Below are 19,954 nucleotides of genomic sequence, written 5' to 3'. Positions count from 1 at the left end.
GAGTCCTCCAGTTGCTGGGGGAGCACTGCGGCGTGCCCCCGTCGGTGCGGTTCGGTTGCTGTCAAGCCAACGGACCGATCGTAGTGTCGGGTTCCCCTGGTCCGCAGCCGCACGCACCGACAGCGGTACGGCGCGTCACCGCCCCGGACGCGGCCGGGCGGTGACGCGGGCCCGCCGGGGCCCGCCGCCGACGGCGTCAGAGCGCCGCGAGCGCCGCCAGGTACTGCTGCTGGTCACGGGCGTCCGGCAGGCCGTTGACGACGGTCCAGCGGACGGTACCGGCCTTGTCGATCACGAAGGTGCCGCGGACGGCGCAGCCCTTCTCCTCGTCGAACACGCCGTAGCCGCGGGAGGCCGCGCCGTGCGGCCAGAAGTCGGACAGCAGCGGGTACTCCAGCCCCTCCTTCTCGGCGAAGATCCGGAGCGTGAACGGCGAGTCGTTGGAGATCGCGATGATCTGCACGTCGTCGTTCTGGAACTGCGGCAGCTCCTTCTCCAGGCTGCACAGCTCGCCGGTGCAGGTGGGGGTGAAGGCGAACGGGTAGAACACCAGGACGACGTTCTTCTCGCCCCGGAAGTCCGAGAGCCGAACGGTCTCGCCGTGCTGGTTCTTGAGCGCGAAGTCGGGAGCTTCGGTACCGATCTCGATTGCCATGGTGGGTAACCCCTCAAGAGTGCGGGCCGCCCGCGTGTCCCCGCGGTGCGGCCCTACCGGTCGTCGTGCCCGGGAACATCCTGCCATCCCGCACCGACACCTCCCCGACCGGACCAGCACCGGACCGGCGCCGGACCAGCACCGGAGCGCCGCGCGGTCAGCGGACCCCGGTCAACGGACCCCGGGCAGCCGGCCGAGCAGGCCGACCACCCCGACCGCCCGCCGCAGCAGCGCCCCGCCGGGCAGTCCCGGCACCTGCTCCACCAGCGGTGCCAGCGCCATCAGCCCGCCGATCCGGTGCAGCCGCAGGTCGCCCCGGGCGAGCAGGGCGGGCAGCGCCGCCCGCCCGGAGGGGACCCCGAGGACGGTCGCGGCCGGGCCCTCGATCCCGGGCACGCCCGGCGGCGGGGTCTGCCGGCAGGGGGTGGTGGTCCAGCCGGTCGGGTCGGCCCGGAACTGCCAGCCGCCGGTGCCCCGGCCCCAGACCGCGGCCCGGGTCCGCAGGCCCTGCCGGTGCGCGAGCGCGCCGACGACGTCCACCAGCGCGGCCACCCCGGCCTCGGCCAGCGGAGCGGGCAGCGCGGGCTCGGCGCCGTCGGGCAGCCGCAGCGCGGCCAGGGCCAGCTCGTGGCCCATGGCGTGGACCTGGGTCAGCAGCGGCAGCGGGCCGAGCGTGGAGTCCAGCTCGGCCAGGGCCAGCGCGGGCCGCGCCGCGGCCAGCTCCAGCGCGTCGGCGACCCGGTGCCGGGCCTCGGCCAGCGCCGCCAGGATCGGCTCCCGTCCGGCGCCGCTGTGGTCGGTCCGCGGCGGCGCCGCGTCCAGGTGCTCACCCCGGGCCTGGGCGAGCAGCCGGGCCAGCACCGGGCGCTCGGGCCAAGAGCCGAGCTCGGCCAGCGGGCCGACGTCCTCGCGGTCGGCCGCCAGGACGAGCAGCGCGTCCCAGGAGCCGAGCACCCGCTCGCGCAGCTCCCCCGCCGGACCGGTGGCCACCCCGCGCGGGCCGCCCGGATGAGCCGGATGAGAAGGGCTGCCCTGATCGTCCATACGGGCATTCTGCCCATGCCGACCGCGCTCGGCAGCACCAGCCCGGACCCCGGCCGGGCGCGGCCGGGCACAGCGCGGCCCCCCGCGCGCGCTTCGGGCACGCGCGGAGGGCCGGTTCCGTCACCTGGGGTACTGCTCAGTCAGCCGGTCAGCGCTGGCCTGCCTTGGCGGCCTTGGGGGTGGCCAGGCGCACGGCCTGCCAGTCCTTGCTGATGTTGATGGTGCTGGTCTGGGAGAGGCCGGCGGTCTGCGCCGCCTCGGCGATGTCGCTGGCCTCGACGTGCCCGGTACGCCCGGTCTTGGGGCTGAGCAGCCAGACCAGGCCCCCCTCCTCCAGGTACGTCAGGGCGTCGACGAGGGCGTCGGTGAGATCGCCGTCATCGTCGCGGAACCACATCAGCACGGCGTCCGCGACGTCGTCATAGTCCTCGTCGACGAGCTCTGTGCCGGTGAGGTCCTCCACGGCCTCACGCAGGTCCATGTCGACGTCGTCGTCGTAGCCGAGCTCCTGGACCACCTGTCCGGGCTGGAATCCCAACCGGTTGGCCGGGTTGGACCTGTCCTCCGCGGGGTCCGCGGTCGCGCTCACGGGAATTGCCTCCTATATCCGACCCTGCCTCCTGAAGGCAGGGCTGTGGCGGTAGTCCACACGGGCGGGACGCTCAGCGCAAGTACCCGATGACCGATCCCGCCCGTTCGATGATGTCCCACAACGCGACACGCCGCTGGGGGTGACATACATCACGCCTGTTTGCCCCAGTATCAACCTAAGCAGTGGAATCGCGCAGCGGATTGTCGACTCGACTTCTCCCCGTGGATACCCGTCGATGGCCGTCATCACTCCCCGCAGGCGGCCAACCCCCCTCGGCGACCACATGCCGGACCAGCATCCGGAGCACCCCTCCGGCGGGCGTAGAGTTCCTGCTTGGCCCTCCCCAGCCCACTCACCACAGCGTTGTGGCGACGGTCGGGCCACCTCGTCGTAGCGGGGACTCCCTCATCAGCGGGTCTTCACTGCAGGGCGGGACCGGTTTCACCCGAAAGGGAGTCCGATGTCCGAAAGGCCACCGGATACGAACCGGTTACCGATGGGTAGAGATGACGTATCTCGACCTGCGGTCCACGATGGAGGCGGCGCGACACCACCTCTTAGTGACGACCGACTAGTGAAGGAACAGCGTGGCTTCCGGATCCGATCGCAACCCGATCATCATTGGCGGCCTGCCCAGCCAGGTCCCGGACTTCGATCCCGAGGAGACCAGCGAGTGGCTGGAATCGCTCGACGCGGCCATCGACGAGCGGGGACGCGAGCGCGCCCGCTACCTGATGCTGAGGCTGATCGAGCGCGCCCGTGAGAAGCGCGTCGCCGTGCCCGAGATGCGGAGCACGGACTACATCAACACCATCGCGACCAAGAACGAGCCGTTCTTCCCCGGCAACGAGGAGATCGAGCGCAAGGTCCTGAACGCGACCCGCTGGAACGCGGCCGTGATGGTCTCCCGGGCGCAGCGCCCGGGCATCGGCGTCGGCGGCCACATCGCCACCTTCGCCTCGTCCGCGTCGCTGTACGACGTCGGCTTCAACTACTTCTTCCGGGGCAAGGACGCCGACGGCGAGTCGGGCGACCAGATCTTCTTCCAGGGCCACGCCTCCCCCGGCATCTACGCCCGCGCCTTCCTGCTGGACCGGCTGACCGAGCAGCAGCTCGACGCCTTCCGGCAGGAGAAGTCCAAGGCCCCGTACGGCCTGTCGAGCTACCCGCACCCCCGGCTGATGCCGGACTTCTGGGAGTTCCCGACCGTCTCCATGGGCCTCGGCCCGCTGGGCGCGATCTACCAGGCGCGGATGAACCGCTACCTGACCGACCGCGGCATCAAGGACACCTCCGACTCGCACGTCTACGCCTTCCTCGGCGACGGCGAGATGGACGAGCCGGAGTCGCTGGGCCAGCTGTCCCTCGCCGCGCGCGAGAACCTGGACAACCTGACCTTCGTGGTCAACTGCAACCTGCAGCGGCTCGACGGCCCGGTGCGCGGCAACGGCAAGATCATCCAGGAGCTGGAGTCCCAGTTCCGGGGCGCCGGCTGGAACGTCATCAAGCTGGTCTGGGACCGCAGCTGGGACCCGCTGCTGGCGCAGGACCGCGACGGCGTGCTGGTGAACAAGCTGAACACCACCCCCGACGGCCAGTTCCAGACGTACGCCACCGAGTCCGGCGCGTACATCCGGGAGAACTTCTTCGGCGGCGACGTACGGTTGCGCGCCATGGTCGAGAACATGACCGACCAGCAGATCCAGCACCTGGGTCGCGGCGGCCACGACCACGCCAAGGTCTACGCGGCCTTCAAGGCGGCCCGCGAGCACGTCGGCCAGCCGACGGTGATCCTGGCCCAGACCGTCAAGGGCTGGACCCTCGGTCCGAACTTCGAGGGCCGCAACGCGACCCACCAGATGAAGAAGCTCACCACCGAGGACCTCAAGCGCTTCCGCGACCGGCTGCACCTGCCGATCACCGACAAGCAGCTGGACGCCGGCTACCCGCCCTACTACCACCCGGGCCGGGACTCCGAGGAGATCCAGTACATGCACGACCGCCGCAGCGAGCTCGGCGGTTACGTGCCGACCCGCAAGGTCCGGCCGCGCATGCTGGAGCTCCCGGGCGACGACGCCTACAAGACCCTCAAGAAGGGTTCCGGCCAGCAGGAGATCGCCACCACCATGGCGTTCGTCCGGCTGCTCAAGGACCTGATGCGGGACAAGGGGATCGGCAACCGCTTCGTGCCGATCGCCCCCGACGAGTACCGCACGTTCGGCATGGACTCGCTGTTCCCCTCGGCGAAGATCTACAACCCGCAGGGCCAGCAGTACGAGTCGGTGGACCGCGAGCTGCTGCTCGCCTACAAGGAGTCGCCGACCGGGCAGATGCTGCACGACGGCATCTCCGAGGCCGGCTGCACCGCCTCGCTGATCGCCGCCGGGTCGTCCTACGCGACCCACGGCGAGCCGCTGATCCCGATCTACGTCTTCTACTCGATGTTCGGGTTCCAGCGCACCGGCGACCAGTTCTGGCAGATGGCCGACCAGCTGTCGCGCGGCTTCGTGCTGGGCGCCACCGCCGGCCGGACCACGCTCACCGGCGAGGGCCTGCAGCACGCCGACGGCCACAGCCACCTGCTGGCCTCGACCAACCCGGCGGTCGTCGCGTACGACCCCGCGTACGGCTTCGAGATCGCGCACATCGTGCAGGACGGCATCCGGCGGATGTACGGCAGCAGTGTCGAGCACCCGCACGGCGAGGACGTCTTCTACTACATGACGGTCTACAACGAGCCGATGCGGATGCCCGCCGAGCCGGCCGACGTGGACGTCGACGGGATCCTCAAGGGCCTGCACCGGTACGCCCCGGCGACCGGCGGCCAGGTCCCGGCGCAGATCCTCGCCTCCGGCGTGGCGGTGCCGTGGGCGCTGGAGGCCCAGCGGATCCTGGCCGAGGAGTGGAACGTGGCGGCCGACGTCTGGTCCGCGACCTCCTGGACCGAGCTGCGCCGCGACGCCATCGCGGTGGAGGAGTTCAACCTGCTGCACCCGGACGAGGAGCAGCGGGTCCCGTACGTCACCACCAAGCTGGCCGGTGCGCAGGGCCCGTTCGTGGCCGTGTCGGACTGGATGCGCGCGGTGCCGGACCAGATCTCGCGCTGGGTCCCGGGCCAGTGGCAGTCGCTGGGCGCGGACGGCTTCGGCTTCGCCGACACCCGTGGCGCGGCCCGTCGCTTCTTCCACATCGACGCGCAGTCGGTGGTCCTGGGCGTGCTCACCGAGCTCGCCAAGGAGGGCAAGGTCGACCGGACGGCGCTGAAGGCGGCCATCGACCGCTACCAGCTGCTGGACGTCGCCGCGGCCCACCCGGGCGCGGCCGGCGGCGACGCCTGACCTGCACGAACCGGACCGGGCCCCGGTCGGTGACCTCCGTCACCGGCCGGGGCCCGGCGCGTTTCCCGGCGGGCGGCACGCGGCTCGACCCCTCACACCGGCTGTCTCCGCTGCACACATATGCTGTGGCCCGATTCCGTCGGCACTGGGCAGACGGGGGTGTCGGGAGGATTCACCGCACATGGACAACCAGATCATCCACAAGGCCGCGTTCCTGCTGCACGAGTGCCACGAGCCCGAGCAGACCGTGGTCGAGCGGCTGAAGGACTACTTCCCCGAGCTCACCCTGATCGAGCGCGAGCGGTACGTGTCCGAGGCCTGGGACCAGGTCCACGGCAAGCAGGCCGAGGGCGCCGAGGTCTGAGCGGCCCGGACCGGCACCCGGGCCGGGGCAGCTGCGGCTGCCCCGGCCCACGCCGTTCCCGGCCGCCGCGCCAGGTGAATGAACCGTGAAAACCGTCCCTTCCGAGGCGATATGTGACTGTTGTCGCAGAAAGAGTCACGGAAGAAAGACGTTTGGATCGCGGAAATGCGCATACGCTTGCGCAGAACACACCCCAGCGCATGACCTCCGGGCCCGGCCCGTTCGACGGTCGCCGGACTCCCGAGGAGAGACACGCGTATGAGGTTCAGGCGCTCGCTGATAGCGGCCATGGTCTCCATCACCGTCCTGGCTGGTACCGGGGCCGCAGCAGCGGGGGCCGCCGTCTCCGACGAACAGATCGCGATCACCACTCCGCCCGCCGGTACCGGCGCCTGGCTGCACGACCACTCGCTGGGTCGCGCCATGCCGGACCCGGCCACCGCCTCGGCCGCCGTCGTCGCGCGGTTCTTCGCCTCGCTCTCGGCCGCCGAGCAGCAGCAGCTGGTCCGCGAGTACCCGCTGGTCGTCGGCAACTTCGACGGCGCGCCGGTGGCGCTGCGCTACCAGGCCAACCAGCAGGCGATGCGGCAGGAGCTGGCCCGGCAGTCGGCGCGCGCCGCCGACCCGTCCACCAGCTCCGCCGACCGGGCGACCGCCCAGACCCGGATCGGGACGCTACAGCACCTGCTCAGCCCCGGCCACCAGGTACTGGCGTTCGACCCGCGCGGGCGCGGCCTGGTGGCCGAGGTCTACGGCGACCTGTCCACCGCGCAGCGGGTGTCGGTGCTGGTGCCCGGCTCCGACGTGGACCTGGAGCACTTCTACAGCAGCTCCCAGCCGACCCGGGAACCGGCCGGGATGGCCCAGTCGCTGCGCACCGAGGAGGCCTCGGTCTCCCCCGGCACCAGCACCGCGGTCATAGCGTGGGCCGGCTACGTGACGCCGGTGGGCCTCGGCGCGGACGCCGCCACCGCCCGTCTGGCCGAGGCCGCCGCCCCGCGTCTGGAGAGCCTGATGGCGGGCCTGGCGGTGACCACCGAGCCGGTGACCGCGCCGACCGTGGTGTGCCACTCGTACGGCTCGGTGGTCTGCGGGATCGCCGGTCCGGAGATCCACTCCACCGAGGGGGTCACCGACATGGTGGTCCTCGGCAGCCCGGGGATGGACATCCCGGACGCCGCCGCGCTGGGCCGGGACGTCCGGCTGTGGGCCACCGCCCGCAACCCCGGGGACTGGATCAGCAACGTGCCGTTCGTGGACGTCGAGGGCCTGGGCCACGGCGCCGACCCGACCAGCTCGGACTTCGGCTCCCGGGTGATCGCCTCGACCGGTTCCTACGGCCACACCGGCTACTTCACCCCGGGCACCGCCAGCCTGCGCAACTTCGCCGACGTGGCCCTCGGCCGCTACGGCGACGTGGTCTGCGCCGGGGACACCGCCAGTGGCGACGGCTGCCTGACCGGCCTGCAGTAGCCGGCCGCGGCGAGCGGGCTCGGGATCCCTCCGCGAGCCGCCACCGAACGCCGCCCCGCTGCCGTACGCTGGATCCCGGAGCCCTCGCCGTCTCCCCCGTCGGCGGGGGCTTCGCCATGCCCGAACCGGCCCGCACCGGCCCGCACCGGGCCGGGCCACGCGGGGTCAGCTGGGGCGGACCAGCAGCGCCGAGGAGGTGCCGGGGCCGAGCGCGGTGGTGGCCGGGGTGGTCGCCCGCCAGCGGCTGGCCGCGCGGTGGTCGAGCCGGACCGGGATCGCGAAGTGCCCGGTGTCGTCGGTGCTGGCCGAGGCCACCGGGTGCCACTGGTCGCCGTCCAGCCGTTGCAGCTCCACCGGCTGCCGCCCGCCGCCGGTGACCGTGCCGGAGAAGAGCGCGCTGCGGTCGTCCGGCGCCTGCGGCGGGGCGTCCAGGGTGATCGTCCGGTCCACGGTGACCTCGACCGGCTCCGAGGCGGCCCGGGCCAGGAATCCGCGCACCTCGGCGATGTAGGAGGTGTTGGCGCGGGGCTTGACCGTGATCCGGTAGTCCGCGTCCGGGTCCGCCAGCACCTCGGCGACCTTCTGGTACCCGGCCGGGCCGCCCGCCGTGTGCGCGAGCACGGTCACCGGCAGCGGGCGGCCGCTGCCGTCCGAGGTCACCCGGCCGGTGAGCTCGACGCTGCCGCCGATGGCGACGTGCCCGGCGGAGACCCGCCCGCTGACGGCGATGCCCGGACGCGGCGGGGCGGCCTCGGCGGTCGCCGCCGGGAGCAGCAGGGATCCGCACAGGGTGGCGAAGGCGGTGGCGGTGAAGCGGTGACGGAAGGACATGTCTGGCCCCGAGTCCGGTGGTTCGAAAGTGATCACCTCCACCTTCGCAGCCGCACGTCAGGCCGCTGTCCGCCCACTGTCGCGATTTCGCAACGGCGGGCGGACAGCGGATCGGGGGGACGGTCCCGGGTTACTCGCGCCCGGCCGAGGTGAAGCTCATGTCGGGGTAGCGGTCGCCCGCGACCTGGCCGGCGATCGGCTCCAGCTGGGCCAGCTCCTCCGGGCTCAGCCGCAGCGCGGTGGCGGCGACGTTCTCCTCCAGCCGGGTGCGCTTGCGGGTGCCCGGGATCGACACCACCGCCGCCAGCTGGTGCACCTCGGCGCGCTGCTGCACCCAGGCGAGGGCGACCTGCGCCGGGGTCGCGCCGTGGGTCGCCGCGATCTTCTGGACCGGGGCCAGCAGCGCCGCGTTGCGGGCGGCGTTGTCGCCGGTGAACCGCGGCTGGAACTGGCGGAAGTCGTTGCTGGACAGCTCGCCCGCGTGGGCGAAGGCGCCGGTGAGGAAGCCCCGGCCGAGCGGCGAGTAGGGCACGAAGGCGACCCCGAGCTCGGCGGCGGCGGGCACCGCGCTGTGCTCGACGTCCCGGGAGAAGAGCGACCACTCGGACTGGAGCGCGGCGATCGGGTGCACCGCGTGCGCCTCGCGCAGCTCCGCGCCGGTCACCTCGGACAGGCCCAGGTGCTTGACCTTCCCGGCCCGGACCAGCTCGCCCATGGCGCCGACCGACTCGGCCAGCGGCACCTGCGGGTCGCGCCGGTGCATGTAGTACAGGTCGATCACGTCCACGCCGAGGCGGCGCAGGCTGGCGTCCACGGCCTGGCGGATGTACGCCGGGTCGTTCCGGATGCCCCGGTACTGCGGGTCGTCCTCGCGGCGCTCGATGGCGAACTTGGTGGCCAGCACCACCTTGTCCCGGTTGGCCCGGACGAAGGGGCCGATCAGCTCCTCGTTGCGGCCGCTGCCGTAGATGTCGGCGGTGTCGAACAGGGTGACGCCGAGCTCCAGCGCGCGCTCCAGGGTGGCCAGCGCCTCGGCGGTGTCGGTCTCGCCGTAGAACTCGCTCATGCCCATGCAGCCGAGGCCCTGGACGCCGACGAGGGGTCCGTCCGTGCCGAGGGTGATGGTCGGGATGACGTTGCTGCTCATTGCTGCTGCCTCTCCGCGTACGCGTCGATCTTGTGGTCGATGATCAGAAGGGTGGCCTGGAGGTCGGCGATCCGCTGCCGGACCGCCTCGCGGTGCTCCTCCAGCAGGGCCTGCCGGGCGGCGGCGGTGCTCTCGCCCTCGCGCCGCAGCTCCGCGTACCGGACCATGTCGGCGACCGGCATCGCGGTGAGCCGCAGCTTGCCCAGGAACTCCATCCAGGTCAGGTCGCGGTCACTGAACCGGCGCTGGCCGGAGCGCGACCGTGCCGGGCGCTCCAGCAGGCCGATCCGCTCGTACCAGCGCAGCGTGTCCGCGCTCAGTCCGGTGCGGGCGACGACCTCGCCGATGGTGTAGCGGGGGGTGTCGTCGGGTGCGCCGGGCTCCGGCGGCGGTGCTATCGCGAGTGACATCCGGCCCTCCCTTCGATTGCGTCTGCACTCGAACCTACCGACCTGGAGTGCACTCCAAGCAAGCGCCGCTCGCCGGGTCCGGCCAGGCAGGTTCGATAGGTTGTGCCCATGGACAGCCTGCGGATGATCGAGAACTGGCCGGTGCCGACGGCAGCGGTCGCGGTGGTACGGCGCGACGGCACGCTCGCGGGCACCCGCGGACCGCAGCGGCACCCCTTCCGGCTGGCCTCCGTGACCAAGCCGCTGACCGCGTACGCGGTGCTGGTCGCGGTGCAGGAGGGGGCGCTGGAGCTGGACGACCCGGCCGGTCCGGCCGGTTCGACCGTGCGCCACCTGCTGGCGCACAGCTCCGGCCTGGCCTTCGACGCGCCCAAGGCGATGGCCCCGCCCGGGGAGCGGCGGCTGTACTCCAACGCCGGGTTCGAGGTGCTGGCGCGGACCCTGCGGGAGGCCACCGGCATCGCCTTCGAGGAGTACCTGGCCGAGGCGGTGCTCAGCCCGCTGGGGATGACGGACACCTGGATCGACCCGGCGGCGGCCGCCGGGCCCGGCGCGGGCGGCGTCTCCACCGCCGCCGACCTGTCCCGCTTCGCGGCCGAGCTGCTGGCCCCGAAGGTGCTGGACCCGTCCACCCTGGCCGAGGCGACCAGGACCGCCTTCCCCGGACTGAACGGGGTGCTGCCCGGCTTCGGCCACCAGCGTCCCAACGACTGGGGCCTCGGCTTCGACCTGCGCGACCACAAGTCCCCGCACTGGATGGGCACGGCCAACTCCCCCGAGTCCTTCGGGCACTTCGGCCAGTCCGGCACCTTCCTGTGGGTGGACCCGGTGGCGGGCGCGGCCTGCGTCGCGCTGACCGACCGCGACTTCGGGCCCTGGGCGGCCGAACTGTGGCCGCGGTTCAGCGACGCGGTGCTCACCGAGCTGGACCACCGGCACTGACCGGCCGCCGGGCGCTCAGCCGTAGCGCGGCCCGGAGTGCATCTCCCACAGCAGTGCCTCCACCCCGGCCGGACCGGCCACCGGCTGGTAGGGCTCCGCGTCGCCGCTGATCCGCAGGCTGTCCCCGGGCGCCAGCTCCTGGCCGACCCCGCGCGGCCCGGAGCGGGTACGGAAGCCGAGGCCGCCGCGCAGCACGTGCAGGTACCGGTAGGGCGCGGCCGGGAGCGGCGGCAGCGGCCGGTGCGGCTCGGCCCGCAGCAGGTGCAGCGCCGCGTCGGCGCGGCGCAGCTGCCCGGCGTCGGCGAGCACGGCCGAGCCGTCCGGCACGGTCCGGCTGCCGTAGCGCGGCTCGGTGCCGAACTCGTCCGGCTGGAGCCAGAACTGCAGGAAGCGCACCGGCTCCTGAGCGCCGCCGACGTTGCCCTCGGTGTGCCGTACCCCGCTGCCCGCGCTCAGGTACTGGATCCGCCCGGGCCGCACCACGCTGGCGTGGCCCCGGTCGTCCCGGTGCGCGAGCGCGCCGTCGACCACCCAGGTGATGATCTCGGTGTCGCGGTGCAGGTGCGGGCCGAACCCGGCACCGACCGCCAGGCTCTCCTCGTTGCAGGCGAGCAGCGCGCCGAAGTGGGTGTTGCCCGGGTCGTAGTGGCCGGAGAAGGAGAACGCGTGCCGGGTCTCGATGCCGGGCCCGGGCTGCGAGCGGTAGCGCTCGTCGGCGCGGTGGACCGTCAGGGCGGGTTCGGGCTGCTCGTCCATGCGCAGACGCTACCGCGCGGGGGTGCTGTGACCGTTGCCACGCGGCGGCGACGCGCTGCCCGGCACGCGCACGGCTCCCGGTAGGGCAGGCTTGGGACTGTGCCAGCTGCCTCCCCGAAGAAGCCCGACCTGACGTCCGAACCGAACCCCGCCGCCGCCGAGACCGCCGAGCCGGCGGAGGACGCCGCGAAGCCGGCCGCGAAGTCCGCCGCGAGACCCGCCGGGCGGTCCGCGTCGAAGTCCGCCGCGAGGTCCGTCCCGCGCACCGCGGCCGTCGAGGCGGCCGAGTCGCCGCACCGGGGTTCGCCGCGCGGCACGGCCATAGAGCGGCGCACCGCCGCCGAGCGGGCCGAACGCCACGCGGCCACGCTCAAGCGGCTGGAACGCGCGGCCGGGAAGCTGTCCACCGCGGCCATCGCGCGGATGGACGAGAACCTGTCCTGGTACCGGAACATGCCGCCGGAGCACCGCTCCTGGATCGGCCTGGTCGCGCAGGCCGGTATCGCCGCGTTCACCGAGTGGTTCCGCCACCCGGAGGCCCCGCAGGCGATCAGCACCGACGTCTTCGGCACCGCGCCGCGCGAGCTGACCCGGGCGGTCACCCTGCGGCAGACCGTGGAGATGATCCGGACCACCATCGAGGTGGTCGAGGAGGCCATCGACGAGGTCGCCGCGCCCGGCGGCGAGGACGGCCTGCGGGAGGCGGTGCTGGTCTACGCCCGGGAGATCGCCTTCGCCACCGCACAGGTGTACGCGCAGGCCGCCGAGGCGCGCGGGGCCTGGGACGCCCGGCTGGAGGCCCTGGTGGTGAACTCGCTGCTGTCCGGGGACGCCGACGAGGGCGTGCTGTCCCGGGCCGCGGCGCTGGGCTGGGGCTCGCCCGACCGGGTGATGGTGGTGATGGGCAGCGCGCCGTCCGGCGACAGCGAGCTGGTGGTGGAGGCGATCCGCCGGGCCGCCCGGCACGCCAAGCTGCACGTGCTGACCGGGGTGCTGGGCGCGCGGCTGGTGGTGGTCGTCGGCGACGGCGGGAAGAAGCCGGACCGGGTGTTCGACCCGGTTCCGGCCGCCCGGTCGCTGATCGGCCAGTTCGCGGCGGGCCCGGTGGTGATCGGCCCGACCGTGGCCGACCTGCTCTCGGCGACCCGGTCGGCGCAGGCCGCCGCCGCCGGACTGAAGGCCTGCGCGGCCTGGCCGGACGCCCCGCGCCCGGTCCTCGCGGACGACCTGCTGCCGGAGCGCGCGCTGGCGGGCGACCAGGCGGCCCGGCGACAGCTGGTCGAGGAGATCTACACGCCACTGGACGAGGCGGGCTCGGCGCTGCTGGATACCCTGTCCGTCTATCTGGAGCAGGCGTCCTCGTTGGAGGGCGCGGCGCGGATGTTGTTCGTTCACCCCAATACCGTCCGTTACCGGCTACGACGTGTGACTGACGTCACCGGATACGCGCCTTCGGACGTCCGCTCGGCCTTCACCTTGCGGATCGCGTTGGCCCTGGGTCGGCTGCGAGCGGGGTGAACTGCGCAAACGTGCTGCTGTAGGGAGTCCACAACGGACGGTGCGGTTCTTCGTCGCCGTCCCCACCCGCGCCCGGTACACCCGGCGAGAGAAGGTTGGTTCCGTGCTCGTTATCGTTGCTCCCGGACAGGGTGCCCAGACTCCCGGTTTCCTCGCCCCGTGGCTTGAAGTCGACGGTGTGGCTGAAAAGCTGCACTGGTGGTCGGCTGTGGCCGGGCTCGACCTGGTGCACTACGGCACCGAGGGTGACGAGGAGGCGATCAAGGACACCGCCGTGGCGCAGCCGCTGCTGGTGGCCGCCGGGCTGGCCGCCGCGCAGACCCTGTTCCCGGAGCCGGCCGACCTGCGCCGGATCAGCACCGTGGCCGGGCACAGCGTCGGCGAGACCACCACCGCCGCGATCGCCGGGGTGCTGTCCGCCGAGTCGGCGATTGCCTTCATCCGGCAGCGCGGCCTGGCGATGGCGGAGGCGGCGGCGCGGACCGAGACCGGCATGTGCGCCCTCCTCGGCGGCGACCCGGACGAGGTCGCCGAGAAGCTGGCGGCGCACGGGCTCATCGCCGCGAACAACAACGGCGGCGGTCAGCTGGTCGCCGCCGGGACGCTGGAACAGCTCGCGGCGCTGCGCGCCGAGGGCATCAGCAAGGCCCGGATCATCCCGCTCAAGGTGGCCGGGGCGTTCCACACCCAGTACATGGTGCCGGGCGTGGACCGGCTGCGCCGGATAGCGGCGGGCATCCCGGTGGCGGACCCGGCCATGGTCTACGTGTCCAACGCCGACGGCAAGACGCTGGACTCCGGGTCCGAGGTGCTGGCCCGGCTGGTGTCCCAGGTCGCCAACCCGGTCCGCTGGGACCTGTGCGTGGAGACGCTGGCCGACCTGGGCGCGACCTGCGTCATCGAGATGCCCCCCGCGGGGACACTGACCGGACTGCTGAAGCGCAATCTGAAGGGAGTGGCTACCCTCGCCCTCAAGACTCCGGCTGACCTGGACAAGGCCCGAGCCCTGATCGCCGAACACGCCACACCCGAGGGGGTAGTCGCATGACCGCAGAGCATTCCGACGCACCGCAGTTCACCGGCGCGCCCCAGATCAGACCGAGCACCGGCGCGGCGTACGCCCGGATCATGGGCGTGGGCGGCTACCGTCCGGTCCGGGTGATCCCCAACTCCGAGGTGCTGGAGTGGATCGACTCCTCCGACGAGTGGATCCGCACCCGCAGCGGCATCACCGAGCGCCGCTGGGCCGGGCCGGAGGAGACCGTCGCGGAGATGTCCGTGCAGGCCGCCAGCAAGGCCATCGCCCAGGCCGGGGTCGCCCCCGAGCAGGTGGGCGCGGTGATCGTGGCCACGGTCTCGCACCTGAAGCAGACCCCGGCCATCGCCACCGAGATCGCCCAGCGGCTGGGCTGCGGCACCGCCCCGGCGTTCGACATCTCGGCCGCCTGCGCCGGCTTCGGCTACGGCCTGGGCCTGGCCGACGGCCTGGTGCGCAGCGGCAGCGCCGAGTACGTGGTGGTGATCGGTGTCGAGCGGCTGTCCGACCTGACCGACGTGACCGACCGCTCCACCGCCTTCATTTTCGGCGACGGCGCGGGCGCGGCCGTGGTCGGCCCGTCCGCGACCCCGGGCATCGGCAAGCTGGTGTGGGGTTCGGACGGCTCGCAGAAGGACGTGATCAGCCAGACGCAGGCCTGGGACACCGCCTTCGCCAAGCCGGACGCGATCAACGGCGTCGGCGCCGAGGTCAAGTGGCCGGCGCTGCGGATGGAGGGCCAGGCGGTCTTCCGCTGGGCGGTCTGGGACATGGCCAAGGCCGCCCAGAAGGCCCTGGACGCCGCCGGGATCACCGCCGACCAGCTGGGCGCGTTCATACCGCACCAGGCCAACATGCGCATCATCGACGCCATGATCAAGGCGTTGAAGCTGCCCGAGGACATCCCGGTCGCCCGGGACATCGCCGAGACCGGAAACACCTCGGCCGCCTCGATCCCGCTGGCGATGGAGCGGATGCTGCAGACCGGTGAGGCCAAGAGCGGGGACCTGGCGCTCATCATCGGCTTCGGGGCGGGTCTCGTGTACGCGGCGACAGTCGTTACTCTCCCCTAAGCAGAACCCGCACCACCAGCAGGAACCCCGAAACGACCGTGGTCCGCATTCCGGCGGACACGGACAGTGCACAACACAGAAGGAGTGCCGACATGGCGGCAACCCAGGACGAGGTCCTGAGCGGTCTCGCGGAGATCGTCAACGAGATCGCCGGGATCCCGGCCGAGGACGTCGAGCTGGACAAGTCGTTCACCGACGACCTGGACGTCGACTCGCTGTCCATGGTCGAGGTCGTCGTGGCGGCTGAAGAGCGCTTCGACGTCAAGATCCCGGACGACGACGTCAAGGGCCTGAAGACGGTCGGCGACGCGGTGAACTACATCGTCGCCCACTCCTGAGCCCCGGGGCCCAGGCCTGACGCTCGCTTCGGGGCACCCCGTCCACGGGGTGCCCCGACCCCCTTCGGTTCCAGTCCGAACATTCCAGACCTTCAAGCAAGTTCCGCCTTCCAGGCAGACGCAGACGTGGGAGAGACAGCAGTGACCAACGACAACCGCACCGTGGTCGTCACAGGGATCGGCGCTTTCACGCCGCTCGGCGGCGACGCCGCCACCACCTGGGAGGGCCTGACCAGCGGTCGCTCCGGCGTCCGGCTGCTCACCGAGGAGTGGGCGGCCGACCTGCCGGTCCGCATCGCCGCCCGCACGGCCGTGGAGCCGGGCGAGATCATCCCCAGGCACCAGACCCGTCGGCTGGACCGCTCGGCGCAGTTCGCGCTGATCGCGGCGCGCGAGGCGTGGGCCGACGCGGGCTTCGAGGTCCCGGCGACCGAGACCGGTTCGACGGTCGACCCGGACCGCCTGGGCGCGGTCGTGGCCTCCGGCATCGGCGGCGTGACCACCCTGCTCGACCAGTACGACGTGCTCAAGCAGAAGGGCGTGCGCAGCGTCTCGCCGCACACCGTGCCGATGCTGATGCCGAACAGCCCGGCGGCCAACGTCGGCCTGGAGATCGGCGCGCGGGCCGGTGTGCACACCCCGGTCAGCGCCTGCGCCTCCGGCGCCGAGGCCATCGGCTACGCGATCGAGATGATCCGCACCGGCCGCGCCGACGTGGTGGTGGCCGGCGGCACCGAGGCCGCGATCCACCCGCTGCCGGTGGTGGCCTTCGCCAACATGATGGCGATGTCCAAGAACAACGAGCACCCGCAGCAGGCCTCGCGCCCCTACGACAAGGCCCGGGACGGCTTCGTCCTCGGCGAGGGCGCCGGCGTCGTGGTGCTGGAGTCGGCCGAGCACGCCGCCGCCCGCGGTGCCCGGGTCTACTGCGAGGCCGTCGGCCAGGGCCTGTCCTCGGACGCCCACCACATCGCCCAGCCGGAGCCGACCGGGGCCGGTATCGCCCGCGCCCTCGCGCACCTGTTCGAGTCGACCGGCCTGGACAAGAACGAGGTGGTGCACCTCAACGCGCACGCCACCTCCACCCCGCAGGGCGACGTCGCCGAGATCAAGGCGCTGCGCAAGGAGCTCGGCGACCACGTGGACCACATCGCGATCTCCGCGACCAAGTCGATGACCGGTCACCTGCTGGGCGGGGCGGGCGGCATCGAGACCGTCGCCACCGTGCTGGCGCTGCACCACCGGCTGGCCCCGCCCACCGTCAACGTCGACGACCTGGACCCGGAGGTCGAGGCCGACGTGGTCACCGGCGAGGCCCGGAAGCTGCCGCAGGGCCCGATCGCGGCGCTGAACAACTCGTTCGGCTTCGGCGGCCACAACGTGGTGCTGGCCTTCCGCCGCGACTGAGACAGCATGTGAAAGCGCCGGGGCCCGGCGGGGATCTCTCCCCGCCGGGCCCCGGCGTCTACCGGTGCTGCTTTCCTGACTACTTCTTGAAGGAGTTCAGGTAGGCCTCGTCGGGCGAGCCGACGCCGGTGGCGTTGTCGAAGCCCGGGGTGGCCACCAGACCGTAGTCACGGCCGAAGGCGACCAGCGAGGCGTTCAGGCTGCCGTTCACCAGGCCGTTGTCGAACACGGCGCTCAGCGGCGGCAGGCCGTTCACCGCGGTCTTGTTGACCACGTCGTGGAAGTCCTTGGTCCCGGCCCGGTCGTAGATCTCCGGGTTGGCGAAACCGAAGGCACGGTCGCCGCGCGCCTGGATGGCGTCGGCCTGCAGCGCGGTGAACTCCGGGGAGGAGACGCTGGTGCCGCCGTAGCCGCCCTCGCTGTACGGGTTGCCGTCGGAGAAGCCGACCCAGACCGAGGTGAACAGGTCACCGTTCATCGCGACGTCCGGGGTGACCCGCTGCGCGGTGGTGCTGGTCGCACCGGTCATCAGGGTGTGCGACAGCGCGCTCGGGACGATGCCCTTCTGGTAGTACGGCTGGGCGAAGTAGTCGCTGGTGCCGCCGCCGCCACCGAAGAAGAAGGAACCGGGGAGCGGGTTCCAGCCGTTGCCCTTGGCGTTCAGGTTGGACATGAGGGTGCCCATGTCCGTCTCGAACTTGTAGTCGCCCTTCTTGTCCGACACGGCGAGCGCGGTGCCGCCGACGTCGGTGACCAGCGGGTCCGAGGACGGGTAGCCGGCCTGGGCCTTGGTGGTGGAGGGGTCGCAGTTCACCCCGGTCGCCGCGGCGCCCGGGGAGTTGTCGCCGCAGTCACCGGCGGAGAAGTCGAAGCCGACGCCCTCGACCGCGCCCTGCTCGAAGATCTGCTCGTAGGCCGCGATCGAGGTGGCCGACTCACCGTCCCCGGCCTGGTTGGAGTACATCAGGCCGGACCACGAGTTGGACACGATGTCCGCGAGGTGGTTGTCCACGATGTTGGCCAGCGCGGCCGAGAGGTCGTTGTCGTTGCAGGAGTTCGCACCGACGTAGACGACGTTGGCGCCCGGCGCGAGGCCGTGCGACATCTCGACGTCCAGCGCCTCCTCCGGGGCCCAGCCGGCCGCGCCCTGGCAGGCGGTGAGGCTGTTCCACTGCGAGGGGGTGACGTCCTCGGTGTACTGGCCCTTGGCGAAGGGCTTGTCACCGTGGTTCACCGCGTACTTGTTGGCGTCGGCCAGCATGGTCGAGGAGCCGTAGGCGTCCACGATGGCGATGGTCGCGCCCTTGCCGGTCAGGCCGGACTGGGTGATCCCGTAGGCCTGGCGCAGCTGCGAGGGCTGGAAGGAGCACTCGTCGTAGTACGTGCTGGCGGTGTAGCCGTAGGGCGCGCCGACAGCCTTCTTCTGGTCCCAGGAGGTGGAGCAGGTCGGCGTGGTCGCCAGACCGGTCTTGTCCGCCTTGGTCGTGGCCTTGGTCACGTCGCTGACCGGGACGTAGTCCGGCTTGACGGTCGAGGTGGAGGAGGTCAGGCCGGTCACGCCGAGCACCGTGGAGGCCACGCTCGCCGGGATCACCAGGTTGCCCGCCGGGGCGTGCAGCAGCTGGTTCTTGACCTTGTACTGGTTCAGCTGGGTGCCGAAGGCCGCCTTCATCTGCGCCGCGTTACCGGTGACGTCGACCTGGTGCTGGGTGCTGCTGGTGACCTTCAGACCGGCCTTGGTCAGCCAGGTCACCACGTCGGTGACCTGCTGCTGGGAGGGCAGGTAGAGCTTCTTGGCCAGCGTGTCCGAGTAGAACTGGCCGTAGTACGGGCTGTTCGGGTCCGACACCTCGGCCGCGCGCTTCGCCAGCGCCGCCGCGTTGGGGCTGGTCAGGTAGACGGTCGCGGAGCTCTGGGCAGTGGCCGGGAGGGCGCCCTTGTCGGCGGCGGCGGTAGCCCAAGCCGGGTGGCTGGCTGCCAGCACCTTGGCCTGCGGCGCGACCGTACCGGCTTGCGAGGGGGCCGCGAGGGCCAGCGAACCCGCAGCCAGACCGAGGGTGGCGAACGCGACGGTGGCTATGCGCGCCCGACGCCCGTGGGTGGACTGGTTTTCGGAAATGACGACTCCAGGAGTGAAGGTCCGTCAGGACAGGGCGCTTGATGACCCATGTGAACGCTCGTTCGGAGCGCACCAGTGATGTGTACACGGGGGGTCAATTGGCGCGCAAGAGGCAGGGGGAAACTGACGGTCCATCTGTCACCACTGCGAGTGGATGCAACAATTCGTTCATAGGGCCGTGACGTCCCCCTCATCTACGGCCTGATCTGCGACGCGGGTCCGTCGGCGGCTGTCACTCGCGCCCCGGCCGCCCGCCCGGCACCCCGGAGGACCCGCAGGTCGTGGCGGGTCCTCCGGTGCTCCCTCCGACCGGGCGTCCGGGTACCGCGGGGCACCGGCGGGGGTTGCCGGGCGGCGCGCTCAGACCACCTGGTGCAGCCAGCGGACCGGGGTGCCCTCACCCGCGTGCCGGAAGGGCTCCAACTCGTCGTCCCACGGCTTGCCGAGCAGCCGGGAGATCTCCGCCTCCAGCGGCCCCTCACCCATCCGGGCCCGCAGCAGCGCCGAGCGCAGCCGGTCCTCGGGGATCAGGATGTCGCCGTGCAGGCCGGTGACCGCGTGGAAGATGCCGAGCTCGGGCGTGCTGCTGTAGCGCTCGCCCTCACAGCCCGTGACCGGCTCCGCGGTGACCTCGAAGCGCAGCAGCTGCCAGCCGCGCAGGGCCGAGGCAAGCCTGGAGGCGGTGGCCGGCTCCCCCTGCCAGGAGAGCTCGGCCCGCCAGCTGCCGGGCGCGGCGGGCTGGCGAATCCAGTCGAGGCTGACACGCGTGTCGAGCACGCCGCCGACCGCCCATTCGACATGCGGGCAGAGCGCGCGCGGCGCGGAGTGCAGGTACAGGACTCCACGAGTCGTCACCGGGACCTCCAGTGTGGTGCGAGGGGCGCCTTCCCCAGCGGCCTCGTGCCACGTGT

General features: G+C 72.2%; 18 protein-coding genes. 9 read left to right on the top strand and 9 right to left on the bottom strand.

The window, feature by feature from the left end; translation table 11 throughout:
• Positions 1 to 196: 196 nt before the first annotated feature.
• The 3 genes from GXP74_RS08525 to GXP74_RS08515 all read right to left on the bottom strand — a co-directional run bounded on the left by GXP74_RS08525 (position 197) and on the right by GXP74_RS08515 (position 2,288).
• A complete protein-coding gene (locus GXP74_RS08525) occupies positions 197 to 655 on the bottom strand; it encodes a peroxiredoxin (RefSeq protein WP_182450787.1) in 459 nt (152 codons plus the stop codon).
• Positions 656 to 826: 171 nt separating this feature from the next.
• Positions 827 to 1,699, bottom strand: a complete 873-nt coding sequence (locus GXP74_RS08520; RefSeq protein ID WP_182450786.1) for a hypothetical protein — start codon at positions 1,697 to 1,699, stop codon at positions 827 to 829.
• A gap of 148 nt (positions 1,700 to 1,847) precedes the next feature.
• A complete protein-coding gene (locus GXP74_RS08515) occupies positions 1,848 to 2,288 on the bottom strand; it encodes a DUF3052 domain-containing protein (protein ID WP_182450785.1) in 441 nt (146 codons plus the stop codon).
• 590 nt (positions 2,289 to 2,878) lie between these two features.
• Between GXP74_RS08515 and aceE the strand changes: the two genes are divergently transcribed.
• The 3 genes from aceE (at position 2,879) to GXP74_RS08500 (ending at position 7,466) form a co-directional block, all read left to right on the top strand.
• Positions 2,879 to 5,629 (top strand): pyruvate dehydrogenase (acetyl-transferring), homodimeric type, encoded by a 2,751-nt coding sequence (gene aceE, locus GXP74_RS08510; RefSeq protein WP_182450784.1) that lies wholly within the window; start codon positions 2,879 to 2,881, stop codon positions 5,627 to 5,629.
• A gap of 181 nt (positions 5,630 to 5,810) precedes the next feature.
• Complete coding sequence (locus tag GXP74_RS08505; protein ID WP_182450783.1) at positions 5,811 to 5,993, top strand: hypothetical protein; 183 nt, start codon at positions 5,811 to 5,813, stop codon at positions 5,991 to 5,993.
• A gap of 258 nt (positions 5,994 to 6,251) precedes the next feature.
• Positions 6,252 to 7,466: an alpha/beta hydrolase gene (locus GXP74_RS08500; RefSeq protein ID WP_182450782.1), complete on the top strand. Its 1,215-nt coding sequence runs from the start codon at positions 6,252 to 6,254 to the stop codon at positions 7,464 to 7,466.
• A gap of 165 nt (positions 7,467 to 7,631) precedes the next feature.
• Here GXP74_RS08500 and GXP74_RS08495 read toward each other — a convergent pair whose 3' ends face one another.
• From GXP74_RS08495 to GXP74_RS08485, 3 genes are all read right to left on the bottom strand, one after another.
• Positions 7,632 to 8,297, bottom strand: coding sequence for a hypothetical protein (locus GXP74_RS08495; protein WP_182450781.1), 666 nt, complete (start codon positions 8,295 to 8,297; stop codon positions 7,632 to 7,634).
• A gap of 130 nt (positions 8,298 to 8,427) precedes the next feature.
• Entirely contained in the window at positions 8,428 to 9,444 is a 1,017-nt protein-coding gene (locus GXP74_RS08490) for an aldo/keto reductase (protein ID WP_182450780.1), read from the bottom strand.
• Positions 9,441 to 9,854 carry a MerR family transcriptional regulator gene (locus GXP74_RS08485; protein ID WP_182450779.1) on the bottom strand — a complete coding sequence of 138 codons (414 nt, stop codon included), beginning with the start codon at positions 9,852 to 9,854 and terminating at the stop codon, positions 9,441 to 9,443. Before GXP74_RS08485 ends, GXP74_RS08490 begins: the two co-directional genes overlap by 4 nt.
• Positions 9,855 to 9,962: 108 nt before the next feature.
• On the opposite strand from GXP74_RS08485, the gene GXP74_RS08480 reads away from it, so the two are divergent.
• The gene (locus GXP74_RS08480) at positions 9,963 to 10,796 is read left to right on the top strand and encodes a serine hydrolase (protein WP_182450778.1); all 834 of its coding nucleotides are present in this window, start codon (positions 9,963 to 9,965) and stop codon (positions 10,794 to 10,796) included.
• A gap of 15 nt (positions 10,797 to 10,811) precedes the next feature.
• Here GXP74_RS08480 and GXP74_RS08475 read toward each other — a convergent pair whose 3' ends face one another.
• Positions 10,812 to 11,552 (bottom strand): pirin family protein, encoded by a 741-nt coding sequence (locus GXP74_RS08475; protein WP_182450777.1) that lies wholly within the window; start codon positions 11,550 to 11,552, stop codon positions 10,812 to 10,814.
• Between the two features lie 321 nt (positions 11,553 to 11,873).
• On the opposite strand from GXP74_RS08475, the gene GXP74_RS08470 reads away from it, so the two are divergent.
• The 5 genes from GXP74_RS08470 to GXP74_RS08450 all read left to right on the top strand — a co-directional run bounded on the left by GXP74_RS08470 (position 11,874) and on the right by GXP74_RS08450 (position 16,924).
• Positions 11,874 to 13,070, top strand: a complete 1,197-nt coding sequence (locus GXP74_RS08470) for a CdaR family transcriptional regulator (RefSeq protein WP_182456288.1) — start codon at positions 11,874 to 11,876, stop codon at positions 13,068 to 13,070.
• 103 nt (positions 13,071 to 13,173) lie between these two features.
• The gene (locus GXP74_RS08465; protein WP_182450776.1) at positions 13,174 to 14,118 is read left to right on the top strand and encodes an ACP S-malonyltransferase; all 945 of its coding nucleotides are present in this window, start codon (positions 13,174 to 13,176) and stop codon (positions 14,116 to 14,118) included.
• The gene (locus GXP74_RS08460; protein WP_182450775.1) at positions 14,115 to 15,179 is read left to right on the top strand and encodes a beta-ketoacyl-ACP synthase III; all 1,065 of its coding nucleotides are present in this window, start codon (positions 14,115 to 14,117) and stop codon (positions 15,177 to 15,179) included. The genes GXP74_RS08465 and GXP74_RS08460 overlap by 4 nt, the downstream gene beginning before the upstream one ends.
• Positions 15,180 to 15,271: 92 nt before the next feature.
• Entirely contained in the window at positions 15,272 to 15,517 is a 246-nt protein-coding gene (locus GXP74_RS08455) for an acyl carrier protein (RefSeq protein WP_182450774.1), read from the top strand.
• A gap of 141 nt (positions 15,518 to 15,658) precedes the next feature.
• Entirely contained in the window at positions 15,659 to 16,924 is a 1,266-nt protein-coding gene (locus GXP74_RS08450) for a beta-ketoacyl synthase (RefSeq protein WP_182450773.1), read from the top strand.
• 79 nt (positions 16,925 to 17,003) lie between these two features.
• Here the strand turns inward: GXP74_RS08450 and GXP74_RS08445 are convergent, their stop codons facing one another.
• Both GXP74_RS08445 and GXP74_RS08440 read right to left on the bottom strand, forming a co-directional pair.
• Positions 17,004 to 18,908 (bottom strand): protease pro-enzyme activation domain-containing protein, encoded by a 1,905-nt coding sequence (locus GXP74_RS08445; RefSeq protein WP_182450772.1) that lies wholly within the window; start codon positions 18,906 to 18,908, stop codon positions 17,004 to 17,006.
• A gap of 495 nt (positions 18,909 to 19,403) precedes the next feature.
• A complete protein-coding gene (locus GXP74_RS08440) occupies positions 19,404 to 19,898 on the bottom strand; it encodes a DUF3145 domain-containing protein (RefSeq protein WP_182450771.1) in 495 nt (164 codons plus the stop codon).
• Positions 19,899 to 19,954: the final 56 nt, after the last annotated feature.

Source organism: Streptacidiphilus sp. P02-A3a, assembly GCF_014084105.1.
GTDB lineage: Bacteria > Actinomycetota > Actinomycetes > Streptomycetales > Streptomycetaceae > Streptacidiphilus.
This window is presented reverse-complemented; position numbering and strand designations above follow the sequence as displayed.

Bases quoted from the DNA above. Each gene is read 5' to 3' on its own strand.
- GXP74_RS08525 (WP_182450787.1), bottom strand. From the start codon at position 655: ATGGCAATCGAGATCGGTACCGAAGCTCCCGACTTCGCGCTCAAGAAC.
- GXP74_RS08520 (WP_182450786.1), bottom strand. From the start codon at position 1,699: ATGGACGATCAGGGCAGCCCTTCTCATCCGGCTCATCCGGGCGGCCCG.
- GXP74_RS08505 (WP_182450783.1), top strand. From the start codon at position 5,811: ATGGACAACCAGATCATCCACAAGGCCGCGTTCCTGCTGCACGAGTGC.
- GXP74_RS08500 (WP_182450782.1), top strand. From the start codon at position 6,252: ATGAGGTTCAGGCGCTCGCTGATAGCGGCCATGGTCTCCATCACCGTC.
- GXP74_RS08495 (WP_182450781.1), bottom strand. From the start codon at position 8,297: ATGTCCTTCCGTCACCGCTTCACCGCCACCGCCTTCGCCACCCTGTGC.
- GXP74_RS08490 (WP_182450780.1), bottom strand. From the start codon at position 9,444: ATGAGCAGCAACGTCATCCCGACCATCACCCTCGGCACGGACGGACCC.
- GXP74_RS08485 (WP_182450779.1), bottom strand. From the start codon at position 9,854: ATGTCACTCGCGATAGCACCGCCGCCGGAGCCCGGCGCACCCGACGAC.
- GXP74_RS08480 (WP_182450778.1), top strand. From the start codon at position 9,963: ATGGACAGCCTGCGGATGATCGAGAACTGGCCGGTGCCGACGGCAGCG.
- GXP74_RS08475 (WP_182450777.1), bottom strand. From the start codon at position 11,552: ATGGACGAGCAGCCCGAACCCGCCCTGACGGTCCACCGCGCCGACGAG.
- GXP74_RS08460 (WP_182450775.1), top strand. From the start codon at position 14,115: ATGACCGCAGAGCATTCCGACGCACCGCAGTTCACCGGCGCGCCCCAG.
- GXP74_RS08455 (WP_182450774.1), top strand. From the start codon at position 15,272: ATGGCGGCAACCCAGGACGAGGTCCTGAGCGGTCTCGCGGAGATCGTC.